General features: G+C 51.6%; 22 protein-coding genes. 16 read left to right on the plus strand and 6 right to left on the minus strand.

Annotated elements, in window-relative coordinates; all coding sequences use genetic code 11:
* Positions 1-23: 23 nt before the first annotated feature.
* Together lpxL and L881_RS0104455 are read left to right on the plus strand one after the other, a co-directional pair.
* Positions 24-938 carry an LpxL/LpxP family Kdo(2)-lipid IV(A) lauroyl/palmitoleoyl acyltransferase gene (gene lpxL / locus L881_RS0104450; protein ID WP_025732515.1) on the plus strand — a complete coding sequence of 305 codons (915 nt, stop codon included), beginning with the start codon at positions 24-26 and terminating at the stop codon, positions 936-938.
* Between the two features lie 533 nt (positions 939-1,471).
* A complete protein-coding gene (locus tag L881_RS0104455) occupies positions 1,472-1,660 on the plus strand; it encodes a hypothetical protein (protein WP_025732516.1) in 189 nt (62 codons plus the stop codon).
* Between the two features lie 98 nt (positions 1,661-1,758).
* Here L881_RS0104455 and ettA read toward each other — a convergent pair whose 3' ends face one another.
* Together ettA and L881_RS0104465 are read right to left on the minus strand one after the other, a co-directional pair.
* Positions 1,759-3,420, minus strand: a complete 1,662-nt coding sequence (gene ettA, locus L881_RS0104460; protein ID WP_025732517.1) for an energy-dependent translational throttle protein EttA — start codon at positions 3,418-3,420, stop codon at positions 1,759-1,761.
* A gap of 207 nt (positions 3,421-3,627) precedes the next feature.
* Positions 3,628-3,816 (minus strand): PA3496 family putative envelope integrity protein, encoded by a 189-nt coding sequence (locus L881_RS0104465; protein ID WP_025732518.1) that lies wholly within the window; start codon positions 3,814-3,816, stop codon positions 3,628-3,630.
* Positions 3,817-4,280: 464 nt separating this feature from the next.
* On the opposite strand from L881_RS0104465, the gene L881_RS0104470 reads away from it, so the two are divergent.
* Positions 4,281-4,556 carry an Rdx family protein gene (locus L881_RS0104470; protein ID WP_025732519.1) on the plus strand — a complete coding sequence of 92 codons (276 nt, stop codon included), beginning with the start codon at positions 4,281-4,283 and terminating at the stop codon, positions 4,554-4,556.
* A 42-nt stretch (positions 4,557-4,598) separates the two neighbouring features.
* On the opposite strand, the gene L881_RS0104475 is transcribed toward L881_RS0104470, so the two are convergent.
* Positions 4,599-5,603, minus strand: coding sequence for a CorA family divalent cation transporter (locus L881_RS0104475; RefSeq protein WP_025732520.1), 1,005 nt, complete (start codon positions 5,601-5,603; stop codon positions 4,599-4,601).
* A 175-nt stretch (positions 5,604-5,778) separates the two neighbouring features.
* Here L881_RS0104475 and L881_RS0104480 point away from each other — a divergent pair, with 175 nt between their 5' ends.
* Positions 5,779-6,444 carry a hypothetical protein gene (locus L881_RS0104480; RefSeq protein ID WP_025732521.1) on the plus strand — a complete coding sequence of 222 codons (666 nt, stop codon included), beginning with the start codon at positions 5,779-5,781 and terminating at the stop codon, positions 6,442-6,444.
* 103 nt (positions 6,445-6,547) lie between these two features.
* Here L881_RS0104480 and L881_RS13735 read toward each other — a convergent pair whose 3' ends face one another.
* Positions 6,548-6,847: a hypothetical protein gene (locus L881_RS13735; protein WP_156926499.1), complete on the minus strand. Its 300-nt coding sequence runs from the start codon at positions 6,845-6,847 to the stop codon at positions 6,548-6,550.
* Between the two features lie 352 nt (positions 6,848-7,199).
* Here L881_RS13735 and glyA point away from each other — a divergent pair, with 352 nt between their 5' ends.
* The 8 genes from glyA to L881_RS13365 all read left to right on the plus strand — a co-directional run bounded on the left by glyA (position 7,200) and on the right by L881_RS13365 (position 16,274).
* Positions 7,200-8,462, plus strand: a complete 1,263-nt coding sequence (gene glyA, locus L881_RS0104490) for a serine hydroxymethyltransferase (RefSeq protein WP_025732522.1) — start codon at positions 7,200-7,202, stop codon at positions 8,460-8,462.
* A gap of 162 nt (positions 8,463-8,624) precedes the next feature.
* Complete coding sequence (locus tag L881_RS0104495) at positions 8,625-9,359, plus strand: glycosyltransferase family 32 protein (protein ID WP_084055393.1); 735 nt, start codon at positions 8,625-8,627, stop codon at positions 9,357-9,359.
* Between the two features lie 12 nt (positions 9,360-9,371).
* Entirely contained in the window at positions 9,372-10,670 is a 1,299-nt protein-coding gene (locus tag L881_RS0104500; RefSeq protein ID WP_025732524.1) for a lipopolysaccharide biosynthesis protein, read from the plus strand.
* Positions 10,671-10,682: 12 nt separating this feature from the next.
* Complete coding sequence (locus L881_RS0104505) at positions 10,683-12,053, plus strand: undecaprenyl-phosphate glucose phosphotransferase (protein WP_025732525.1); 1,371 nt, start codon at positions 10,683-10,685, stop codon at positions 12,051-12,053.
* A gap of 8 nt (positions 12,054-12,061) precedes the next feature.
* Positions 12,062-12,736, plus strand: coding sequence for a WecB/TagA/CpsF family glycosyltransferase (locus tag L881_RS0104510; RefSeq protein ID WP_025732526.1), 675 nt, complete (start codon positions 12,062-12,064; stop codon positions 12,734-12,736).
* 18 nt (positions 12,737-12,754) lie between these two features.
* Positions 12,755-14,032: an O-antigen ligase family protein gene (locus L881_RS0104515; protein ID WP_025732527.1), complete on the plus strand. Its 1,278-nt coding sequence runs from the start codon at positions 12,755-12,757 to the stop codon at positions 14,030-14,032.
* A 15-nt stretch (positions 14,033-14,047) separates the two neighbouring features.
* The gene (locus L881_RS0104520; protein WP_025732528.1) at positions 14,048-15,367 is read left to right on the plus strand and encodes an O-antigen ligase family protein; all 1,320 of its coding nucleotides are present in this window, start codon (positions 14,048-14,050) and stop codon (positions 15,365-15,367) included.
* Entirely contained in the window at positions 15,357-16,274 is a 918-nt protein-coding gene (locus tag L881_RS13365) for a glycosyltransferase family 2 protein (protein ID WP_025732529.1), read from the plus strand. The genes L881_RS0104520 and L881_RS13365 overlap by 11 nt, the downstream gene beginning before the upstream one ends.
* 299 nt (positions 16,275-16,573) lie before the next feature.
* Here L881_RS13365 and L881_RS0104530 read toward each other — a convergent pair whose 3' ends face one another.
* A complete protein-coding gene (locus tag L881_RS0104530; protein WP_025732531.1) occupies positions 16,574-17,632 on the minus strand; it encodes a glycosyltransferase family 9 protein in 1,059 nt (352 codons plus the stop codon).
* 83 nt (positions 17,633-17,715) lie between these two features.
* Positions 17,716-18,753: an NAD-dependent epimerase gene (locus L881_RS0104535; protein ID WP_025732532.1), complete on the minus strand. Its 1,038-nt coding sequence runs from the start codon at positions 18,751-18,753 to the stop codon at positions 17,716-17,718.
* A 176-nt stretch (positions 18,754-18,929) separates the two neighbouring features.
* Here L881_RS0104535 and L881_RS0104540 point away from each other — a divergent pair, with 176 nt between their 5' ends.
* The 4 genes from L881_RS0104540 (at position 18,930) to L881_RS0104555 (ending at position 23,156) form a co-directional block, all read left to right on the plus strand.
* Positions 18,930-19,607: a phosphotransferase gene (locus L881_RS0104540; protein ID WP_051464790.1), complete on the plus strand. Its 678-nt coding sequence runs from the start codon at positions 18,930-18,932 to the stop codon at positions 19,605-19,607.
* A 60-nt stretch (positions 19,608-19,667) separates the two neighbouring features.
* Positions 19,668-20,735, plus strand: a complete 1,068-nt coding sequence (locus L881_RS0104545) for a glycosyltransferase (protein WP_034578607.1) — start codon at positions 19,668-19,670, stop codon at positions 20,733-20,735.
* A 70-nt stretch (positions 20,736-20,805) separates the two neighbouring features.
* Positions 20,806-21,609, plus strand: coding sequence for an HAD-IIB family hydrolase (locus L881_RS0104550; RefSeq protein ID WP_025732535.1), 804 nt, complete (start codon positions 20,806-20,808; stop codon positions 21,607-21,609).
* Positions 21,610-21,932: 323 nt separating this feature from the next.
* Positions 21,933-23,156, plus strand: coding sequence for a glycosyltransferase family protein (locus L881_RS0104555; protein ID WP_025732536.1), 1,224 nt, complete (start codon positions 21,933-21,935; stop codon positions 23,154-23,156).
* Positions 23,157-23,159: the final 3 nt, after the last annotated feature.

Consider the following 23,159-nt stretch of genomic DNA (forward strand, 5'->3'; position numbering starts at 1 on the left):
TTACTGGTAATGGTTAGGGTTTAATGGCAAAGAAGAATTTCCCCAAACATTTATGGCACCCCACCTATTGGCCTACCTGGGCGATGATTGCCGGGTTGCGTACAAGTGCCTTTCTGCCCTGGAAAGCCAAACTATGGCTAGGGCGTGCACTGGGAGAATTCGGCTACCGATTTATCAAGCGGCGGCGTCATATTGCCGAGACCAACGTGCGGCTCTGCTTCCCTGAACTAAATGAGAGCGAACAGCAGGCGCTGGTGAAGCGTATCTTCCACTCCAATGGAATCGGCGTGTTTGAAACTGCCACGGGCTGGTGTCGTGATCCTGAGCACCTGCGCCATCGCGTTACCTTCAAGGGCACCGAGCATATGGAGCGCGCCAAGGCGCAGGGCAAAGGCGTGCTGATTATCGGTATTCACTTCTCGACGCTGGATTTGGGCGGGGCCTTGCACTCGCTGTTTTTCGATGCGGATGTGGTGTATCGCCCGCATAACAATCCCCTGTTTGAATCCTTTATGACCAATGCCCGCAACCATATTTTTGGTCAGGCCATTGATCGTCACGATTTGCGTGGCGTTGTGCGGCGAATCAAGTCGGGTCATGCCGTATGGTACTCACCCGATCAGGATTTCGGTCGCTCGGTGAGTGTTTTTGCGCCGTTTTTTGGCATTAATGCCGCGACCATCAAGCTCACCGCGAAAATCGCTCGCATGACAGGGGCGCCTGTTATGCCACTGATGTTCCACCGCAATGACGACAATCGCACCTATACGCTCGAATATCTTCCCGCGCTGGAAAACTTCCCGAGTGGTGATGACGTTGCTGACGCCACGCAGGTAAATGAGTTCATCGAACAGGCCATTCGTCGCCATCCTGAGCAATATCTGTGGCTGCATCGCCGCTTCAAAACCCGTCCTCGGGGGGAAGCTTCGCTTTATTGAACATGGCTGCCTTGTTCGCACAATAATCCAACGACCTTTAACGATGAATGTGTTGTGGTTGTGAATGTGAATGAATGGGCAGATGCTCGCAGACCTGCCGTGGGCAGGCGGTGCCTCAATAGATTACCCGCCAGCAAATAATGCTGCCGCCTTATTGCGGCAGTAGAACCTCCTTCAGCGAAATACTCTTGTTACCTTGCCTGGAAGGCTGCTACCGCTACCGAGCAGCGAGTGGGTATTGCTATCCGTGGCCTGGCTGAATTCCTCCATGCCCGCGTCATGTTTCGCTTGATCGGGCTGGGCTTGTGTCGCATCTTTCGCAATGCGAATGGTCGTTATTGAACAGATTGGTGGCCTTGCCTTTCTACCTTGTGCAGCACTCGACGGCGCGTTTCTGATCTTTTCTGTAGCAGAAGTGCGGGTTAGAGCGAAGGTTAGCCCAATGGATAAGGTAGGGGCTGTTGCCAAACCGACCGAAGTATCACGACAATGATGCAGGGTAGGCTCTTCTTGAACCGAGCGAGGTACACAACATGCTGGCGGTAGAGCAAAAGCAAAAAGTGGGGCAGGTGTGGCAAGCGCAGGACTATCGGGCAGGCAGAATTGAAAGCCAGCTTAGAATTGCGCGCAATCTGTTACTACAAACCCATTTTTCGGATGAACGCATCGCGTTTATTACCGAGCTTAGCGTTAAACAGGTAAGTGCGTTGCGCTTTGAGTAGGTCAAACGATCCTTGCAGCACCGTATTTTCGTGAATAGCAAAAGCGCGAGGCTGATAGCTCAGCCCCGCGCTTTTATTTATCCAACTGCTCTAACGCATTAAGCGTCGATGCGTTTGTACTTCACTTTCTTGGGAGTGTCGCTGCCAACGCGCTTGTGATAATCCACTTCATACTCGCTGTATGACCCTTCGAAGAAGGTCACTTTGGAGTCGCCTTCATAAGCGAGGATATGAGTCGCTACGCGGTCCAGGAACCAGCGGTCGTGACTGATTACCATGGCGCACCCCGGGAAGGCCAGCAACGCTTCTTCCAGCGCGCGCAGAGTCTCAACGTCCAAATCGTTGGAGGGTTCGTCGAGCAGCAGTACGTTAGCGCCCTGCTTGAGCGTTTGCGCCAGCTGCAAACGGCCACGCTCACCGCCTGACAGATCCTTGAGGAACTTCTGCTGGTCGTTGCCTTTGAAGTTGAAACGGCCCACATAGGCGCGCGACGACGTTTCGTAGCCATTGATGTTCAGAATATCCTGACCATCGGACACGGCTTCCCATACCGTCTGATTATTGTCGAGAGCATCGCGAAGCTGTTCGACATAGGCAATCTTGACCGTATCGCCCAGCACTACTTCGCCAGCGTCGGGCTGTTCCGTGCCGTTGACCAGCTTCAACAGTGTCGATTTACCTGCGCCGTTTCCGCCCACAATGCCCACGATGGCCCCTTTGGGAACGGTGAAGGAGAGGTCTTCAAACAGCAGCTTGCCGTCGAACCGCTTGGCAACATTGTGGAATTCGATGACCTTGTCGCCGAGACGCGGGCCGGGCGGAATGTAGATTTCGTTGGTTTCGTTACGAGTCTGGAATTCGCTCGACTGCATCTCTTCAAAACGCGCCAGACGCGCCTTGTTCTTGGCCTGACGCCCCTTGGCACCCTGACGTACCCACTCAAGCTCCTGCTTGATGGCTTTCTGATGGGAAGCCTCCTGCTTGGCTTCCTGAGAAAGACGTTTCTCTTTCGCTTCCAGCCAGTCAGAGTAGTTGCCTTCGAAGGGAATGCCACGTCCGCGGTCAAGCTCAAGAATCCAGCCCGCCGCGTTATCCAGAAAGTAGCGGTCGTGGGTAACAGCGACAACAGTGCCGGGGTACTCGACCAGGAAACGTTCCAACCAGCCTACCGATTCAGCGTCAAGGTGGTTGGTAGGCTCATCCAGCAGCAGCATGTCAGGGTTGGAGAGCAGCAAGCGGCACAGTGCCACGCGGCGACGCTCGCCCCCCGACAGGTTGCCTACGCACGCTTCCCAGGGGGGAAGACGCAGCGCTTCAGCGGCCACGTTGAGCTTGCGCTCCAGATTATGCGCGTCGGCAGCTTCGATAATGTTTTCCAGCTTCGCCTGTTTGGCTGCCAAGGCATCGAAATCGGCATCAGGTTCTGCGTAGGCAGCGTACACCTTGTCGAGTTCTGCCTGAGCTTCCTTCACTTCGCCCAGCGCTTCTTCCACCGTTTCGCGAACATTTTTGCTGTCGTCAAGCGCTGGCTCCTGGGGCAGGTAGCCGACGTTGATGCCTGCCATCGGAACGGCTTCACCGTTATATTCGGTATCGACGCCAGCCATGATGCGCAGCAGTGAAGATTTACCTGCACCATTGAGGCCGAGCACGCCGATCTTGGCGCCAGGGAAGAAGGAGAGCGAGATATCCTTGAGGATTTCGCGCTTGGGGGGAACGGTCTTGCCGACCCTGCTCATCGAGTAGACGTATTGCGCCATAGCGGGGTATATGCCTCTTCTATTGGATGGTCGATAGCCGCTGCTATTCATGTCATTGCGTGACAATCGCTAGTCTGACGGCGGCTCGATATAGGCGAGATGATAAAGAGGGAAGTCGCAATGCACCAGTGCAGAAGCGAGAGATAAGCGCTGACACCTGAAAAAGAGGTGCCAGCAGCTCCTTAACGACGATGGCTACGTGAAGATTTACTCTTCGTCCCAATCGTCCCAGTCCTCGATCAACTGTTTGAGGCGACGCTCTTCCAGCAGCGCTTCTACCCTGCGACGGGTAGCGGGATCGCTTTTGGTGCGTGTATTGGGAGAGAATTCATCATCATTGACGGCATCGAATTCTTCTTCGTTCTCACTGTCAGTCGAATACAGTTCAGAGCTCACGGTACACCTCTCATCAGGCCGATTTGGAAAGCGCCGATAACAGCAGCGTTGTGCCGGGTGCCTTCCAAAAAAACAAGTTATCCATTACCGGTGTGACATCAGGATCGGTAATGCCTCTTCAGATTCTGGCCTCTGTACAAGGGAGCACTTGTCTATCGTTGTACGCCAGCCAGCGATGGGTGGGCACTCCGCACTATCTTGTTTGGCGTGTTGTGCCCTTTCATTGCGCTATATAGCGCTGTTGAATTTGGCTGACAAGCATTTTGTCTGCTTGAATTGTGAAGATTTTGCTCACGTACCGTAGAGTGCAGAAATAGGGCGGGTTACGAAGGCAAGCTATTTCCTCTTTATCCGCTTGCTGCGCAGGATAAGAGGAAAGAAGGGCGCTTTGATTGCTGCACGAGATAGCGAGCGCACGCTTGGGCTGACGGCTCACTCAACAGGAAAAACGACGGGGGATGACGATGAAAGTCACAATATATTACTGCACCGGGTGCCGTTGGCTGCTGCGGGCAGGCTGGTATGCGCAGGAGCTTCTGCAAACCTTCGGTGAGTCGCTGGAGGAGGTGGCCCTGGCCCCCAGCCACGGAGGGCGTTTCGAGATTCATTTGGATCAGGAAGTTCTATGGGAGCGAGTGCGGGATGGCGGCTTTCCAGAGATCAAGGTATTGAAGCGTCTGGTTCGGGATCGCCTCGACCCTGAACGTGATCTAGGTCATGTTGATCGCGATCGTCCATAAAAATCTGGCGGAAGTGATCCGTAACAGCAGCGAGCAGCGGGACTAATGCCTGGCGCGATAACGTCGCTGCCGAAGCTGTTGGAAGCCGACAATGCCTAGCGTCAGCAAAAAACTGATCAGCAGGCAGATCACCAGCACCCACAAAAAACCATGGGCATTGCTCGCGCCGGGAATTCCACCGACATTTACACCGAGCAGTCCGGTCAGGAACGTAAGCGGCATAAAAAGAACGGTAATCACGGAAATCAGATACATGCGGCTGTTGAGCCGGTCGCTGTGCATGCTCCAGATTTGCTCTTGCAGCATGAGCGCGCGGTCCTGCATCGCCTGCAAATCTTCCAGATAGCGAGAGAGGTGGTTGGCCGATTCGCGGAAGGTAATGCGATTGGCTTCATCGAGTTGCAGCGAGGCATCGCCCAGCCGCGAGAGGCAGTCATATTGAGGCCGAATAAAGCGATTCAGCATAATCATCGGCCGTCGTAGCTGTGCCAGTGTGCGTGTCGTGACACTGCTATCGCTGAGCATGGCTTCTTCGTACTGCGCCAGCGACTGATTCATTTGTGCCAGTAGGGTACCGGTCTGATCGACCAGATGATCCGCAATACGCGCCAATATTTCGGTGAGATTGGTGGCTCCCTGATGCTGAGCGAATTCATCGTGAATCTGCTGAATAACATCAAGGGGCTGCCTGCGCAGCGTTACCAGACGGTTCGGGGTTAGCCAGGCGCGCAGGGAGATCAGCTTGCCGTGCTCGCTACCGGGAGTGATATTCACACCCCGCAACGTGGTAACAAGGCCGCCGGGGAAGCGAGCGACCCGTGGGCGTATTTCTTCTTCCAGCAGGGCATCAATAACCGCAGGGTCCATCTCGGCAAGCGTGGAAAGCAGCTCATTGATATTGTCTTGCCGAAAATCGAGGTGCATCCACAGCAGGCTGGCATCACTTTGCCATGCTTGCTTGAGTTCGGCGGGAGAGAGCGTGTCAGCCCCTCCGGCCTCATCAAGGCGCATGGCTGTGATGAGGGCATCAGTGGGTTCTGGCGTCATGGCAAGGGGTCTGCATATGTGGTGGAAGCCGCCCATCAAGCCCCAACGAGGTCTCGCCTTGAGCGTGAAGTAAAGTCAAATTCCCCGTACACCCTCTGGTTATGGCAAAATGCGTTACCGTCATTGAAGTACGTGACCTGAAGTCAGCCATTTAACCTTTTTGAAGTCAAATGCCATGTCTGCCAAACCATTCAAAAGCCACATTGCTCCGCTATCCAGTGCAGAATGTGGCAGCGTCTTGTTGCGCGTCGTCATCTATATAGCCATTGTTTTCGGATACTGCGAAGGCATGCTATGGGATGCCTCACGCGATGTCTCCGTCGAATGGAAATTTTCCGAGTTTTCATTTACCGAGTTCTCCCAGAGCTTTGTGCTGGGCGTGTCGGCAGTGATTATGCTAGTGGCCCGCAAACGCTTCCAGGTGTTCCCTGTGGGCGCAATGCTCGTGGCAATGTTTCTGTTAGCGTCGCTAATACGTGAAAATGATTACTTTTTCGATTTCATTTCCCATGGGTTCTGGAAATGGCCAGTGCTGATAATGGGGGCTGGTACCATTTATTACACCTTTTCCCAGCGTTCGGCACTGTTCACCGAAATGCGCCTCTATTTCAATACGCGCGCCTTCGGGATGTTTCTCTCTGGTGTGCTGGCGACTTACGTTTTCTCGCGCCTGCTGGGAAGAAGCATCATGTGGGAAGCAGCGCTGGGCGATCATTACATCCGAATCGTCAAGGATGCGGTGGAGGAGTGCTCCGAGTCGCTTGGCTATCTGCTGATGTTCTTTTCTACCATCGAGTTCACTTTGCTGGTGCGTAAATTGCGCCGCCAGTCCGAGGCATAAGAGCGCCTTTGCGCTTTGGCATTTGCAGCATCACGCCGTTGGTATCCTGTGTTGAACGATATGATGCTGCCAGATGCTCTATGAACTGATAGCGGAAAACCGCTTACGCGGGAGCCTTGGAAGGTAGCCTGGGAGGTGGTTTGGTCGCGTGGCTGTCAGCGACCTCAGCAATGACCTTTTGCGGAGGGCCGCCACTGCTATCAGCGGTCGTGACCGGCGCAATCTCAGCGATAACGTGATTGGCGTGGTGGGAGAGTTGCTGACCTGCATGGGTGTAGGGGCCAACGATGATGCCCATGGTGACGGCAAGTATTGAAACTGCCAGGGTTGTCTTTTTCAGTTGAGCACGGGCGTGTTGCAGCCATCGGTGGCGTTTCCCACGGGGGGAAGTGCGTGAACGCATATTGATCCCTCTCATTAGGTGAAACCTGTTCGGCGAGCCTGATGCTGGCAGCGTGAAGAGCAGCATCTTCCATCTTCAGCTCTGTTTCATTCGACTACGCCACGACCGAATGGTTCCGCTGCGCTTTATCTCCACATGACACGGTTACTGTAAACGCTGGCACTCTGCGGTATCATGATGACAATTCGATTTTTGCTGGAAATTGGCTGCACATCCTTCTCTTCTTGAGCTCGTTTCGCAGTATCTTCCGAGCCATTCACTGGCTTCTGATAGCGGTATTCGATGTTTCTTGGAGTACGTAACGGCAGCGTTTTAATCACCTCGTTTTTAATTGCTACTTTGGGGAATCTGCATGTTCACACGTGACATGGCTATTGCGGGCTACGACGACGACCTTCTCAGCGCGATTCAGAAGGAAGTTCAGCGTCAGGAAGATCACATTGAGCTGATTGCGTCGGAAAACTATACCAGCCCACGAGTAATGGAAGCGCAGGGCAGTCAGCTCACCAACAAGTATGCAGAAGGCTACCCCGGTAAACGCTACTACGGCGGCTGCGAATTTGTTGATGTAGTGGAAGAGCTGGCCATTCGACGCGCTTGCGAACTGTTCGGGGCTGACTATGCCAACGTCCAGCCGCACTCCGGGTCACAGGCCAATGCTGCCGTATTTCAGGCGCTGGTAACGCCGGGCGATACCGTCATCGGCATGAGCCTGGACGCGGGTGGTCACCTGACTCACGGTGCCAAGCCCAGCTTTTCCGGTAAGCATTACAACTCCATACAGTACGGCCTGAACGATGAGGGCCTGATTGACTACGACGAAATCGAGGCGCTGGCAAAAGAACATCAGCCGAAACTGATTATTGCCGGTTTCTCTGCCTACTCGCAGATTGTTGACTGGGCACGCATGCGCAAAATCGCTGATGCGGTAGGCGCCTGGTTCTTCGTTGACATGGCCCATGTGGCTGGCCTGATTGCTGCTGGCGAATACCCCAGCCCTCTGCCCCATGCTCATGTCGTGACTACCACGACGCACAAGACATTGCGTGGCCCTCGCGGTGGTCTCATCCTTTCGGCTGCGGGCGATGCCGACCTCTACAAAAAGCTGAACTCTGCCGTATTCCCCGGCCAGCAGGGCGGCCCGTTGATGCACGTAGTTGCCGCCAAGGCAGTGTGCTTCAAGGAAGCATTGGAACCTGAATTCAAGGTGTATCAGCGCCAGGTAGTGAAGAATGCCAAAGCGATGGCGAAAGTCTTCCTCGACCGCGGCTATGACGTGGTTTCCGGCGGCACCGAAGACCACCTGTTCCTGCTCTCTCTGGTAAAACAGGGCATCACGGGCAAAGACGCCGACGCAGCACTGGGTCGCGCTCACATCACCGTGAACAAAAACGCCGTACCTAACGATCCACAAAGCCCGTTTGTCACCTCTGGCCTGCGTATCGGCACACCAGCGGTAACAACCCGCGGTTTCGGTGAAGAAGAGTGTACGCTGCTGGCTGGCTGGATTTGCGACATCCTCGACGCCCTCGAGAGCGGCGACAGCTCCGCCGCAGAAGAGCAGGTAAAAGCGAAAGTGGCTGAAGTATGCAAACGCCTGCCGGTTTATAGTTAAGCTTCACTTTATCTACGACAAGTAATGTATGGAAAGCCACATGGAGTACGGTGTGGCTTTTTTGTTGTTGATGAAGGAGGGAACAGCGGCCAAGCAGAGGATATGATAGAGATATTATCCATTTATCCTGTCGCACAGCTCGTGTATCTCCCGTGAGCCTGAATGGATGTTGTTCTGACAAGTGCAAGGGGGTTCTTGGCCGAAGGGTGCCAAGAACGTCATACATATACTGGTTATAAATATAAGTTAAATGCAATGATTCCTAAAAAAATTCACTATATTTGGTTTGGCAACCACCCGAAAAGCGCGTTGACCGAAAGGTGTATCCAAAGCTGGCAGCGTCACTTGCCTGAATATGAAATCATTCTTTGGAATGAAGACAACCTGCCACGCGAGGCTGCTCTGTCATGGAAGTTGCTGGAGAAGAAGCAATACGCGTTTGCCAGCGACTACGCCCGCTATTATGTACTGTCGCAACACGGCGGTATTTATCTGGATGTCGATGTTGAGGTCGTACGCTCTTTTGATCCATTGCTCGATAACCGCTGTTTTCTTGGTTATGAAGCGAAGAATCGTCTTAACAGTGCGGTAGTGGGTGCCGAGCCTGATAATTCCTTCGTGAGTTGCTGCATGAAGCTCATGGAAGAGCGCTTCAGCCAGAGCAAACCTTTTTTGATTGCTCCAGAGCTCGCTAATGAAAGTCTCAAGCATTCTCAAGAAGTGACCTGCTATCCCGAAACGTACTTTTATCCCTATAACCCCTACGATGACGTGCGACAGGTGAAACAGCTGATGGTGGCGGATATTACCGGGTCGACCTATGCCGTTCACCATTGGGAGAAAAACTGGAAAATGGGCCTCTTGTCCAAGCTGAGACGTGTTTTGGTATCGAAGTAATGGGAACCTACGATGAATGTCGCTTTCCTTCGTAAATCGTTGCGAACATTCGCAACACGCGGGCTGTCTGCCTCGGGCACTTTCGGATTGACCTTCACCCTGGGGGGGTTGCTGGGGATCTATCAGACGGGGATTTTCATGACGGGGCTTTCATGCCTCATGGGCATGAAGGTCTTCGGCTGTTTCGGCATGGAAAATGCGGTGCTCAGGTTCGGCGGTGTCTATGTAGGAGAACGAGATCAGGATAACGTCAATACACATTTTTTTTGCTCGATTCTCGTCGCACTGCTGATCTCGATACCGCTGGCTGTTGCCGTTTTCCTAGGCAGTAGTTGGATATCCGATGCTCTTTTCCATAATCATGATCTGGTTGCGGTATTTCATTGGGTAGCTATCGAGTTCCCTCTGCTGGTGGTGTCCTTATTGATCTGTGCCTGGATGCGTGCATTCAATTTGTCGGAAGTGTCCTCATTTTTCGAGATTGGGATGTTATCGCTGTTTACATCACTGATGACCTGGTGCAGTTATTTCGTGGGTCTCTCCTTGAGCGCGGGCTTCTGCATGCATGCCCTGGTGGTAGTGACTTTTGTCATGATCCTGATTGGATTGGGGGTCATTGGCTGGCATGGTGTTCGTATTCCAACCAGTATCACAACGATCCATCCTTTCATGAAGTCCCTGTGGACCTATTTTCAGATTGATCTTGTGTTTTATCTGACACAATGGGGAGGGCTGGTGACGTTGGGATACTTTGTTAACAGCTTCGCGGTAGGGATATTTTCAATCGCCCATCGGCTGGCTTTTACGGTTAACTTCATCCTGACCGTGTTCGACAGCATAGTGGCGCCGCGCTTCGCCCATATGAGCAGCGCCAATGATCATGCCGGTATCAAAAAGCTGGCATTGGACACCACCCGGTACATGACGTGGTTTGCAGCGCCGATTGTGGCTCTATTGGTATTCGCGCCCGCTTGGGTGCTAGCGTTCTTCGGAGAAGGATTTGAGGCTGGTAAATATAGTCTGATTTTGCTGGCACTGGCTCAGTTCGTGAATGTGTTGACAGGTCCGGCCGTTTTCATACTGACCATGTCGGGTTATCACACTCTGATGAAAAACATTTTGCTGATTGCCTCTGTCATTGGCGTACTATGTTATGTCGTGCTGGTACCAGCGCTGGGGGTCTTGGGGGCGGCACTGGCCATATTCATCATCATGGCGTTTCAGAATATCGTCGCAGCCTGGGCGGTGAATAATAAAATGAATATCAATTTGCTGAGCTGGTGGAAAAAGTCACCGGTACAGCATGGCTGATGGGTTTTAAAAATGCTGAAAGTAGAATCTTACAAGTTCATGCGCATTTTAGGCCCGGTGCTGGATATAGTGTCTGTGTGGAGTGCGGGCACCATCGCCCACTATGCCCGGTATGGAGCGGGGGAAATGCACGACCGCTTTAGTATTGCGATGTTGATTATCTCGCTACTGATTGTGGTCTTTTCATGGCATTTCGATCTTTATCAGAACTGGTTGCGTATGCGTTTTCATTCGATCATCTTCAGGGGGATTGCCATCTGGATGATCGCAACGCTGGTGGGTGCGGCACTCATTTATATTCTGCACTTTTCCATTGAATACTCACGTTTGTGGTATGTGGCAACCCTCGCGGGCAGTTTCGTTCTCTCATTACTCTTCAAGTGTCTAATGAGCTGGGCTAATCGCCTTTATCTGGTACGACACCGTACCAAGAGTCGTGTACTAATGGTGGGCAGAAGTGATGCTCTATTGAATATTGTACGAGGCATGCGTAACGACAAGACCAGGAGTTACTCAATAGGAGGAACCTACCGTATTGAGCGTCACATCTCTGATAAAGATCTGAATGCGATCGTCTCGCAGGTCGAACAGCATGGATTCAGAGAACTGTGGCTGGCCCTCCCTCTTTCAATGGGCAGTGATGTCAATCGTCTGATGCACTCACTGCGTTTTCTGACGGTTGAGGTCCGCTTTTTCCCCGAACTGACCGACCTACCACTTTTGAATCATCACGTCAGTGAAATGTTTGGCTTCTATTCGCTCGACTTGAATATGTCGCCCATACGTGGTGAATACAAAGCATTGAAGAGGCTTGAAGATGTCATTGGTTCGCTGTTGATCCTGCTGCTGATTTCTCCGCTATGTTTGGTTGTCGCCCTCATGATCAAATGGTCATCGCCAGGGCCGGTGCTTTTCAAACAGTACCGAACCGGGATTGATGGTCGTCGTTTCAAGATTTATAAATTTCGCACCATGCGTCTGCATGACGAGCAGGATGGCAAGGTAGAGCAAGCCACTAAAGGTGACCCTCGTGTCACCCGTGTGGGCGCGTTTCTGCGCAGAACCTCCATTGATGAACTGCCGCAGTTCTTTAATGTATTGCAGGGGCGTATGTCCATCGTGGGGCCCAGGCCGCACGCACTCGCTCACAATGAGTATTACATGAAGCTAGTGGAATCCTACATGCAACGGCATAAGGTCAAGCCAGGAATTACCGGCTGGGCTCAGGTCAGCGGTTTCCGAGGGGAAACGGATACGCTCGACAAGATGGAAAAGCGTGTTCGCTTTGATCTTTGGTATATCGAAAACTGGTCGCTCACCTTTGACTTGAAGATTATCGCGATGACCTTCTTCAAGGGGTTCGTTGGAAAGAATGCCTACTAAGAGACTCTATGATATTCATACAGCATACATACACGTGGAAAACGGGCAGTGATACCTCTTTCATCAACCTCTTTTCACTGGGGGAGGTGAAAGAGCAGCTGACCGACCAACAAATCGAGCATTTCCGTTTTTATGCCGATGGCATGCTGATGGTGAAGGCTCTCAGGTTCCTGAGAGGGAAGACGGTTGAGCGTACCAGCTTCGACGATACCTCTATTGCTCCCCTGGTATTTCAAAAGGCGGTGGAGGAAAAACTTTCTGTGGGGTTGATTGGTGGTGGCAATGCTACGGCCGCAAAAATACGTGATGTCCTTAAGGCCAAATATTCCGAGTTAAATATCAGGCTGGTGTCGCCGGGCTATTTCGAGACCTCTAATCAACGAGAAAAGGTGATCACCGAGGCTCAGGGGATTGATATTATCGTGATTGCCATGGGGGGGGGGCGTCAGGAACGCATGTTGCTTGAGCTGCGTGATAAGGGATGGCAGGGTACTGGCTTTACCTGCGGTGGCTATTTTGATCAATTGGTTGATGCTGATGGCGAAGACTACTATCCCGACTTCTATGATCGGCATAATCTGCGTTGGCTATATCGCCTCAAAAAAGAGCCTCGGCGGCTCCTTGCCCGATATTTTGTGCAGTACCCAGTAAGATGTTTTAAGTATATTAAATTTGTCGGCTAATTTTATAGTGGAATAATAATGAGTGAACAACGTTATTTGTTCAACAGGGAGAAAGGAATTGAACGGTTCAATTTTTTTCTGTTGGCTGGATTAGTCTTTTTTGCCTCTGGCATATTCAAGCCGGAGCTCATTGCTTACCAGGGAATGCAGTATGCTATCATCCTGTTTTGTATGTTGGCTCTACTGATTATTAATATTGATGTTGAACACTACCCGATTAGGCCGGTTGTTGTTTTGGGAGTGATGATTATAATATCTGGCATTCATGGATTTTTGAATGATGGCAATACTCATATGTTGATCAAGGGTGTTATTTTCACCTTGATGGTTTGTATGACAGCAGCCATTTCTACCAAACTTCGCTTTGAAACCATCATCAATGCCTTATTTGCAGGGGCCGCCGTACTGTTGCTGTTCAATATCCTGTTGTGTCTTTGGTATCCTGCTCTGGGTGTTGATCATGGAAAGTTTTATGGTAGCTGGGAAGGAGTATTCGATCAGAAAAACATTCTGGGGCGTTTAACTGTATTCGCAACGATCACTGCCCTAATGCGTACTATCTGTCTCAAAAAAGGCTATCTGGTAACGATAATTATCGTGGCGCTGGCTATTTGGTGCTGTTTGAATTCTGACTCCCGCACGTCGCTTATGTTATGCTTTCTGTCCGTGGTAATATTCGCCTTCGTACAAATGTGTCAATTGCTGGCGGCTTTTAAAAACTGGTTTAGCAACCAGTTTGTTCTCCTCTCGTTATTGTTGTTGGTTGTATGTCTAGGTGCTATTGCTGCCTTGTCAACGCCTTATAATCTGCAGACTGGTTATGATGGTATCATTCTATTCGGCAAGCATATTTCTCTTACTGGACGTTTGACAATCTGGGCTTACGCGCTGTCACATCTGGCTGATCACAGCCTGCTTTTTGGCTATGGCCTGGATGGTTTTTGGACCCCACGGCATTTTGAAGAATATGGGGCCATTTTCCCGACCAATAATTTTTATCCCAATGATTCTCATAATGGCTTGGTTGATTTGATGGTCAACATGGGGGTTATCGGAGGTGCTCTCTATATAGGGATTTTGGTTTCCCTGATGGTGTGGGCCACACCAGTGCGTTCTATTATTGATAGAAAAATAAATATGTGTTTTTTTCTTTTTTTAATTATTTATGTGTGTGGTAATATTACAGAATCAGATATATTGAAATCTACCAGCGTGTTAAATGTGGTCTTTTTTATTATGATATTCAAGTTTTTTTCCAAGGAAAATTTGATGCTGCATCGGCAGAGTACCCCATGAGTCAGGATTCATAACATGAATAATGAAGCCAGGAATAACATGCTAAGTAGTGGTCGACTGGTAAACATGCTGGTGCTGTTGCTGGTAGGGGTAGGTTTACTGTTTATGGGGCTGGACAGAAATGCAAGTGCACATATGTTGTACACCGCTGCATTTATCGCTACCATGCATATGGTTATCGTGCACCTTGGTAAATACTCTCTGGGTCTTCGTCCTAGAGCCGGGGTGGATTTGTCCATTCTGGGCATTGGCCTTGGTGTCATGCTTGTCTCTCAGTTCTTTTGGTGGTGCTATTTGGGGGGGTATGTACAGTACGGATGGATGAACCGCTACGTTGCTCATAACATGACCTATTGGATTTCATCCTTTATTATTATTTTTTATCTGTTGCGGTATTATCAAGGAACGGGACGTTCTCTTGACCGTATTTTGATGGTTTTAATGGGGTTACTTTACCTCTATATATTCTATTTAGGGATGTATGAATACTATGTAGGTCATGAGCGCATAGTCCTCAAAGTGGGAAACCCTGTGCCCGCCGCTTTTGTATTGTATTCCTTTACACTAGCCATGTTGCTGGTCCTCGTCCGTAATATGGATATGTATATATCCAGGTATCTAATTGTGATGGTAGCCATTCTGGGGGGAGGGCTCATTGCATGGACAGGAACGCGAAGTGTTCTTGTCATTTATGGCCTTACTTTGCTTGTCGGTGTGTGCTATCTCCAATCTACTCTGTTTTCACAGCCCGGCAAAAAATGCCTGATACCTTATATAGTGATGATTTTATGCCTTATCACAGTTGCTGGTATGCTGTTGAATACGCGTTTTTCTTGGCTGTATAGTGATTTAACACGCTATTTGCATGGTGATGTCACAGGTTCACTGGGTGCCAGGTTTACGATGTGGAAAGCAGGGTGGATGACTTTTGCTCATTGGCCCTGGGGGTATTCAGCAAATAATCGATATAACGTCGTCCTCGAACAGTTGAATATTTTACTTAGGAATGATCCCAATGCCATGGAGACGTTGCGGTATGTCTCCTTCTACAATCTGCATAATGAATTTGTAGAAGTAGCCTCGTTGCAAGGCATTCCAGGTTTGTGTGCACTGATTCTTTATTACATGGCACTGCTTTGGGTCGCTATAAGAAGAGCTATCGTGAATATTTGCTTTGGTATATTTGTTATCGCCATGCTACTTTATGGCGTGATGGACCCGTTGTTCAATTCAGACAAGATTCAGCTATGTGTTGCTTTCATGTTGCCGCTACTAATCTTCTTTTCAATCCCTGTGCATCATCAGACCAGAGAAGAATCTGTTGATGTCCAGTGAAACAGTGCTTATCAGCGTCATTATCCCTTCTTTCGGACGGTCGGACTTTCTGCTTGAGGCCATTCAGAGTGTGCTAGTGCAGGAGTATCCCCGGATCGAATTGATTGTGGTCGACGATAATGGGCGTGGTAGTGAAGACCAGCTGGCAACGGCATCTGTGATGCAGTTGGATCGTTTCAAAGGAGTAACGTACCTTGTTAACGATGTTAATGCTGGTGTGGCCTGCTCTCGCAACCGCGGAGCCGCGGTTGCTTCTGGTCACTATCTGACCTTTCTTGATGATGATGATGTGATGGAGCCACAAAAGTTGGCTGTCCAGCTTGCGGCAATGCAACGTAGTGATGTTGCTCTATCGATGTGTGGCTACTATCAAACTGATGCTTTTTTGAATGTAAGCGCTAAGATGCTGCAGCCAGAGATCCACTCTTTGACTGAACTCCTAACACGGAAGGTATACACCCAAGCGTCGACTTTGGTAGTCAGGCGTGACGATTTTCTGCATTCCGGTGGTTTTCCGGAAGATATGTCTTTTCGTGAAGATACATGCCTCGTATTTAGGGTCCTCGCGCTGGGGGGCTCGTTTGAGATTGTGCACCAACCGCTTTTTAAACATCGCTCGCATGTAAAAGAAAGGCTATCCAAGATAGAGCGGTCAGTAGAGAAGGAGAGGTTTGTTCATCGGCGATTTTGTGAGGAGCAGAACAGGTTACTGAAGCGAGTGCCAGCAGTTGTTCGAAGAAGGATAGAATTCCGCCGAGAGTATAAGTTTTTCCGCTGGAAGTCCCGTCGGGGTAGCGATATTCAGTATGCCGAGTTTGCTGACCTGGTATTGCTTGCCATGAAGTCAGGCCATTGGCTTAAACTGGTCTCTATTATTTATAACTATATTATCAATAAAATTAAGTAATTGAGAGGTTTATATGTTCCCGGTATCTGCATGATTATGTCCAAGGCCATGATGGTTGAGTAAGTCAGCTCTTCTCTCAGCTGTCCCATCATTTTCTCGATAGGGCCTTATATGTCATTTATCTGACAGCACTTGGCATAATGCCGTACTGATGTATCTGGTGTGACGACCATTGACGCGAGAAGTGGCTCCCTGTTGAGGGCAATATCCTGAAATTGGAGGCGGTGTGACTATCCAAAGTCGGGCATTATCGCAGTAGAACAAATATCTAGCGTTGCTGGCGACGCCTTTGTTTTTGGTTACGTGTGGCCGCCGGCATTGACCTTATGCATAGCATATTGAATATCTGCTGTAGTCACTTGATCCACGCTACCTTCGGTGATAATCATGATACTACTCTCGGAAAGAGGCACCCAGTGCCCGTTATAACGGCGATAGATGCCTATTACCGGGATATTATGAGCGGAAGCCACGTGTAGCAATGAAGTGTCTGGTGTAACGGTAAGGGCGGAGTCCGCTACTAGTGCTGCGCTGTGGTGAAGCGAACGGGGGAGGTCGGGCACGATGACGTGTTCATAGTGCTGTGATAATGCGTGTGCTTTACCTTCTCCCTGAGGGCTACACAGCATTATCATCGGCAACTGATAGTATTCCCATAGCTGTTGAGCTAGTAATGCGCCTTTCTCAATGCTTAGCTGTTTATCTGCGGTACTTCCATCGAGGTTCAGTGCAATATAACGCCCTAAAGGGCGGGTAAACGCCTTTACCTGTTGCACTATGGGCTGGGGGATAGGGAGCTCGAAACGTGCTTCAACATCAGCAATGTCTGCGTCGTGCATAAGTGCGGCCCAACATATAGGCACCGACTCTCCCGCCTGATACATGTTAACGGCACGCTGTGACACCTGGGCATAGCAGCGCATGGGGGAGCCGCTCATCTGAATGTTATTGCGTGCCTTCAATGCACCAATAAAGGAGATAGTGGCGGTACTGTCTTTCAGTGATGCATCTATACACAGGTCGACACGACCATATTGCTGGCGCAGTTGGCGTGCTACCGTTTTCAATGTGCGGGTATCGCGCAGGGCAGGCACTGAGTGCAGCTCAATATCTCCGTTTGTGGCAAGTGGTTGAAAGAGCGCTTTGTTGCTTTCTGAAGCAATGACGATGATACGCTCGACACCGCGTGCCTGGAGTGCGCGCAGCGCGGGAAAAGTCGCCATTCCATCGCCGATCAAGCGTGGAATGAAAATGACTGCCGTACGGATAGCCGAGGGGGCATAGGGGGCTGGGGTGTAATCATGCAGTCGGTGGAGTAGCCATTTTGCCATGCGTCGGCTGAGTTTTTGCTGCTTCATTGATTATCCGTTTCTGAGATTCTCAACCGGGTTACACGCAATCTACTGATTATGTAAATGATAGCCAGGCGTGTGTTTGCATATCAAACCTTCGCTGTGTGGCTTTTATAAAAATCCAGATACCATTCGACAAAGCGCGCTACCCCCACATTGATAGGCGTATCGGGGGCGTAGCCTGTGGCTTTGCGCAATGCGCTGGTATCGGCAAAGGTGTCGGGAATATCCCCGGGCTGCATGGGAAGAAGTTCCTGTTCGGCGCTGACACCCAGAGCACTTTCCAGCGCCTGAATGTAACCCGTCAATTTTTCAGGGTGGCCGTTGCCGATGTTATAGAGACGGTAAGGGGCGTCGCTTTTGTCAGGAACAGGCTGAGCCGGGTCCCAGTGGCTATCGGGTGTGGCGATCTGCTCGGCAGTCTTCAGGATACCTTCAACGATGTCGTCGATATAGGTGAAGTCGCGCGACTGCTTGCCGTAGCCAAAGACAGGGATAGGTTCGCCTTTCAATATCTTGTCAGTGAACTTGAAAAGCGCCATATCAGGGCGTCCCCAGGGGCCATAAACGGTAAAGAAGCGCAGGCCCGTGGTGGGGATGTTGTAAAGGTGGGCGTAACTATGGGCCATGACTTCATTGGCCCGCTTGGTGGCCGCATAAAGCTGCTGAGGGTGTCCCACTTCCTGATCTTCGGAGAAGGGCATGCTGGTATTGCTGCCATAGACGCTACTGCTGGAGGCATACACCAGGTGGGCAATATTGCCATGACGACACGCTTCCAGCAGATTGGCAAAGCCCACCAGATTGCTTTGCACATAGGCGCTGGGGTTACTCAGCGAATAGCGTACTCCTGCCTGTGCTGCCAGATGTATCACGCGCTCGAAGGCGTGTTCGGCGAAGCAGCGGTTCAACGCATCACTGTCGGCCAGGTCTGCTCGCACGAAGGTGTATTGCCCCTTGGCATGAACGGCTGTCTTGTCCAGTTCGGCCAGGCGGGCTTCCTTCAGTGTGGCATCGTAGTATTCGTTGACATTGTCGAAGCCGACCACATCATGCCCCATCTCAAGTAGCCTCCGGGCTACGTGGAAGCCGATGAAGCCTGCATTGCCGGTCACGAGGTATTTCACTTGACTCTACATCCTGACGTCATAAAAGTGGGCGTATTCTAGCCGAGTCGCTCGGTAAACGACACTCGCAGCGGATTACTTTATAGTGAGCCGCTGCATTTTTATCCGTTTTGATGATTGGTTGTGCCATGCGCTTGATGCACCTTCTGATGTTATCCAGGCGGCGTTGTTACCTGATGCATGGGGCGCAATCGCTGTCAGCCACTCTTGAGCTGATCTCCGATAACGACACAACGCACTTTTCGACGATCGGCAGTAGCACGTTTTTGCGCAGTAGCGATGGGCGTCTGCTGTTCAAGTTTGTGGCGGACAAATACCACTGGCGCACCCATTTTTGGCGCTGGCTGGGCCGGGATGTACTCTCGAAGCGCCTTGTAGGCCGCTATGACGCACGCCATGAAAGCAAGAGTGCGCGGATTCTGGCATCACTGGGGCAGGCAACAGTAAAGAGCCATGGGTACGGCTGCTCGCTCAATCCCTTGAACGTGTTGAGTTCGGTGTATGTGCTAGAATTTATCACCGCGGCAACGTCAGGACGGCACCATTTTCACCGTCTTGCGGAGCCTGCCCGCCAGGCATTCATTGCGGAGATGATGGAGCAGGCCGTTGCACTGGCTCGGCATGGGTATCTGCATCGTGATTTTCATCTGGATAATCTGCTGATCGACCCACAGGGCGCCATCATCTGGATTGATACCCATCTGCGCAAGCTGCCCGCCAATGCGCACAAGCGGGCACGCCTGCTGGCCGCCTCCATTTCTCCTACCAAACTGGATGGTGAAGTTTACGCGGCACAGGCGCTGGATATTCTGGCGGCGGATTTCCCTGAAGTAACGCAGTATCGCAAGGCGTAACGGCAGTAGGCGATGCCGGTGTTGTGCGGCTATTCAATGGATAAAGCAAGCGAGAACAGTATGGCAAAGCGTTTGGCCTTCGTGATGAAGGATTTATACGGCGGAGGCGCTGAAAAATCGCTTCTGTATACCGCTGATGAGCTGCGCAAGCGCGGCAATCAGGTGAAGTTCTACATCATGCGCGATTTTATCGAGCATCGAATCCCAGACGGCCTGGAAGTGATCAATCTAGGTATCCATAGCCAGTTTACGCGGGCGCTCAATAATGTGCTGATCGAGAAGTGGCAGGCGCGTCAGCTCGAAAAGGCGTTTGCGACGTTCAATCCCGATATCGTGTTTTCCTGCTCCGCTGACAAGATCACCCGTCATGTTCGCCACCCCAATCTCTATTTCATGATTCGAAGTGATATGTCTTCCACTCCGATGTCGGAAGAAGAACGCAGGAAAAGCTATGCCAAGGCGCACAAATTTTATGATGGCCGTCAGGTGCTGGCGGTCTCCAAGGGAGTGCGCGATAACCTGTTAAACAAGGTGGGAGTCACCCCGAGTGTGTGCAAGGCGATCTACACGCCTTATGACCCCCAGCCATTTCGCGATATGGCCGCCGAGCCGGTGGATGATCTGCCAGCCGGCGAGTTCATTTTGAGCCTGGGGTCACTTGAGCAGCGTAAGCGCCATGATCGTCTGCTGCGTGCCTATAAGGAAAGTGGTGTGCAAACGCCCATTGTGATTCTCGGCAAGGGGCAGCCCGAGGATGTCACCAGAGTCAAAGGGTTGATCAGCTCGCTTGGTCTTGAGGAACGGGTGCGCATGATGGATTATCGCACTAATCCTTACCCCTATATTGCAGCGGCCAAGTTCCTGGTATCGGCTTCTGATGCCGAAGGGTTGCCGCGCGCCTTGATCGAATCCTTGCTGCTGGGCACTCCGCTGGTCAGCACCGACTGTCCTTCGGGGCCGAAAGAGATTCTTTCCCATGAATTACAGGATTTTCTGGTGCCTTTGGATGACGATGCGGCCATGGCGGATGCCATCAAGCGCATGGACGAGCAACCGGTTGTGATTGATGAGCGCTATATCACGCCTTTCCTGGCGAGCACGGTATTACCGCAGTATGAGGCGCTGTAGATCGTTGGAATAGAGAACGGGGCGGGCATGTTCTCGCCTTTGTACCTACATAGGTTACCGGGAGTCTTGCATGAACGGGTCATCGCTGCTGGTATTCACCGATCTGGATGGATCACTACTTGACCATCATAGCTATTCCTGGGCACCGGCGGCGCATTGGCTGGAAAAGCTGCGCCGCGCCCAGGTGCCCCTCATTATCAACTCCAGCAAAACGCGCGCCGAGGTATCCGCACTGTCCCTTGAACTAGGGATCTGCGATGCGCCCTGTATCGTTGAAAATGGTGCCGCTATCCTGCTTCCGCCGCGCTGGCAGCAGCCGGGCGAGGGCGACATGATTACCCTGGGCGCTGATATCGCTCATATTCGTCACGCACTGGCGCAGCTTCGCGATCAAGGCTTTTCATTCGAAGGATTTGGCGATGTATCGCCGCAGCGGGTGGCTGAATGGACTGGCTTGCCGCTCGCGCAGGCGCAGCTTGCCTGGCAGCGCGAAGCTACCGAGCCTCTGTTCTGGCATGAAGATGAGCAGCGTCTTGACGCATTTACTCAAGCGCTCGCGCAACATCAGCTGACAACGACGCGGGGCGGCCGTTTTGTCCATGTCATGGCGGCTCAGGCAGATAAAGGGCGGGCGCTTCTCTGGCTTAAAAAGCGTTTTGCGCAGCTATCGGGCAACGAGTGTCGCTGTGTGGCATTGGGCGATGGTGCCAATGATATCCCCATGCTGAACGCCGCCGAGATGCCGGTACTGATTCGTAACGATGCCTCTCTGGTGCAGCTTCCTGCCGAACTGGAGACACGTTGCTACCTCACTCAGCAGGCCGGGCCGAGTGGGTGGAATGAGGGGCTGGATCATTGGTTGGGTAGTGCATGAAAGACGCCCTCTGAGTAGCGGGCAGCTTCTGGCTGGCTATATACCCCAGAGATGGGGGTAAAAAGTCTGGCTCGCCGGTCTTTGAATTGAGCTACCTTGCTCATTGCCTGTTTATTTAAATCACTGCAAGGCGAGTTGCCGCGCAGAGACACGCATAATAACAATCGCCGTGTCGATCCCATATTTTAGAACACAGCGAGTGCAAGGCATCGCTCTCCATTGTGCTATAAAGAACAAACGCGTTATCACGAGCACCGACACCCCCGTGTGCGGCATTGCGTCTCTATCGCCGCTATCAGCCGTTGATCGAGAGGAGAAGCGTTATGAGTGATTTTCATCAGGATGGTGTGATTACCACGCTGCATAGCCTGGCAGATCGCCCCGTAGAATCGCTGGAAGAGGAGTTGAAACGCTTTTCCCGTAGTCGCCCGATGGGGCTGATTATCCCGTCGCTCTTCTCCGAGCTGGAAGGCCCTGCGCTCTCCCGCATTGTGGATGAATTGGCTCAGGTGCCGTACCTGACTGAAATCACCATCGGTCTTGATCGTGCTGATCGCGATCAATTCAATTACGCCCGTGAATTCTTTTCGCGCCTGCCGCAGCGTCATCGCATTTTATGGAACGACGGCCCGCGTTTGCGAGAGCTTGATGAAGAGCTGCAATCGGAAGGACTCTCGCCCACCGAGCCAGGCAAAGGCCGTAATGTGTGGTTCTGTTCCGGCTATACTCTGGCCTCCCGACGCACGGCGGCTGTGGCACTGCATGATGCGGATATTCTGACCTACCGCCGTGACATGCTGGCAAGGCTTTTATACCCCATCGTGCATCCGCGCATTAATTACGAATTCTGCAAAGGCTACTACGCCAGAGTTTCTGGCGGCCAGCTGAATGGGCGGGTGGGGCGGCTGTTGGTTACGCCGCTGCTGCGCGCCATGCAGTCCATCTATGGGCCTTCCGAGTACCTTGATTATCTGTCGAGCTATCGCTATCCGCTCTCAGGGGAATTTGCAATGCACACCGATGTGTTAAGCAATATTCGTATTCCCAGCGATTGGGGGCTGGAGATCGGGGTGTTGTCAGAGGTGCATCGTAACTACGGCTCGCGGCGCCTGTGTCAGGTTGATATCGCCGACAACTATGACCACAAGCACCAGCCACTCTCGGAAGATGATCGCAGTGCGGGGCTTTCACGCATGGCGCAGGACATCACCAAGGCGCTGTTTCGCAAGCTATCGACGCTGGGAGTGCAAATTCCCGTTGAATCGCTGCGCACACTGAAAGCGACGTACTATCGTACGGCCCTTGATATGATCGAGAATTACTACCACGACGCTCTGATCAATGGATTGACCCTTGATCGTCATGCAGAAGAAGCCACGGTGGAGCTGTTCACTCAGGTGGTCTCCGACGCGGGCGTAGAGTTTCTTGAAACGCCGCGCGACGACAAGCCGTTTATCCCAAGCTGGAACCGCATTCAGTCGGCCTTGCCGGATCATCTCCAGAAAATGTATGAAGCAGTTGAGCTGGACAACAAAGGAGAAGTCTAGCGT

Origin of the sequence: Carnimonas nigrificans ATCC BAA-78 (assembly GCF_000526695.1) — a bacterium.
Lineage (GTDB): Bacteria > Pseudomonadota > Gammaproteobacteria > Pseudomonadales > Halomonadaceae > Carnimonas > Carnimonas nigrificans.

Bases quoted from the DNA above. Each gene is read 5' to 3' on its own strand.
- L881_RS0104530 (WP_025732531.1), bottom strand. From the start codon at position 17,632: ATGAAGCAGCAAAAACTCAGCCGACGCATGGCAAAATGGCTACTCCAC.
- L881_RS0104455 (WP_025732516.1), top strand. From the start codon at position 1,472: ATGCTGGCGGTAGAGCAAAAGCAAAAAGTGGGGCAGGTGTGGCAAGCG.
- L881_RS0104550 (WP_025732535.1), top strand. From the start codon at position 20,806: ATGAACGGGTCATCGCTGCTGGTATTCACCGATCTGGATGGATCACTA.
- ettA (WP_025732517.1), bottom strand. From the start codon at position 3,420: ATGGCGCAATACGTCTACTCGATGAGCAGGGTCGGCAAGACCGTTCCC.
- L881_RS0104500 (WP_025732524.1), top strand. From the start codon at position 9,372: ATGAATGTCGCTTTCCTTCGTAAATCGTTGCGAACATTCGCAACACGC.
- L881_RS13365 (WP_025732529.1), top strand. From the start codon at position 15,357: ATGTCCAGTGAAACAGTGCTTATCAGCGTCATTATCCCTTCTTTCGGA.
- L881_RS0104510 (WP_025732526.1), top strand. From the start codon at position 12,062: ATGATATTCATACAGCATACATACACGTGGAAAACGGGCAGTGATACC.
- L881_RS0104505 (WP_025732525.1), top strand. From the start codon at position 10,683: ATGCTGAAAGTAGAATCTTACAAGTTCATGCGCATTTTAGGCCCGGTG.
- L881_RS13735 (WP_156926499.1), bottom strand. From the start codon at position 6,847: ATGCGTTCACGCACTTCCCCCCGTGGGAAACGCCACCGATGGCTGCAA.
- L881_RS0104545 (WP_034578607.1), top strand. From the start codon at position 19,668: ATGGCAAAGCGTTTGGCCTTCGTGATGAAGGATTTATACGGCGGAGGC.
- L881_RS0104555 (WP_025732536.1), top strand. From the start codon at position 21,933: ATGAGTGATTTTCATCAGGATGGTGTGATTACCACGCTGCATAGCCTG.
- L881_RS0104540 (WP_051464790.1), top strand. From the start codon at position 18,930: ATGCATGGGGCGCAATCGCTGTCAGCCACTCTTGAGCTGATCTCCGAT.
- L881_RS0104515 (WP_025732527.1), top strand. From the start codon at position 12,755: ATGAGTGAACAACGTTATTTGTTCAACAGGGAGAAAGGAATTGAACGG.
- L881_RS0104495 (WP_084055393.1), top strand. From the start codon at position 8,625: ATGGATGTTGTTCTGACAAGTGCAAGGGGGTTCTTGGCCGAAGGGTGC.
- L881_RS0104520 (WP_025732528.1), top strand. From the start codon at position 14,048: ATGAATAATGAAGCCAGGAATAACATGCTAAGTAGTGGTCGACTGGTA.
- L881_RS0104475 (WP_025732520.1), bottom strand. From the start codon at position 5,603: ATGACGCCAGAACCCACTGATGCCCTCATCACAGCCATGCGCCTTGAT.
- L881_RS0104480 (WP_025732521.1), top strand. From the start codon at position 5,779: ATGTCTGCCAAACCATTCAAAAGCCACATTGCTCCGCTATCCAGTGCA.
- glyA (WP_025732522.1), top strand. From the start codon at position 7,200: ATGTTCACACGTGACATGGCTATTGCGGGCTACGACGACGACCTTCTC.
- L881_RS0104470 (WP_025732519.1), top strand. From the start codon at position 4,281: ATGAAAGTCACAATATATTACTGCACCGGGTGCCGTTGGCTGCTGCGG.
- lpxL (WP_025732515.1), top strand. From the start codon at position 24: ATGGCAAAGAAGAATTTCCCCAAACATTTATGGCACCCCACCTATTGG.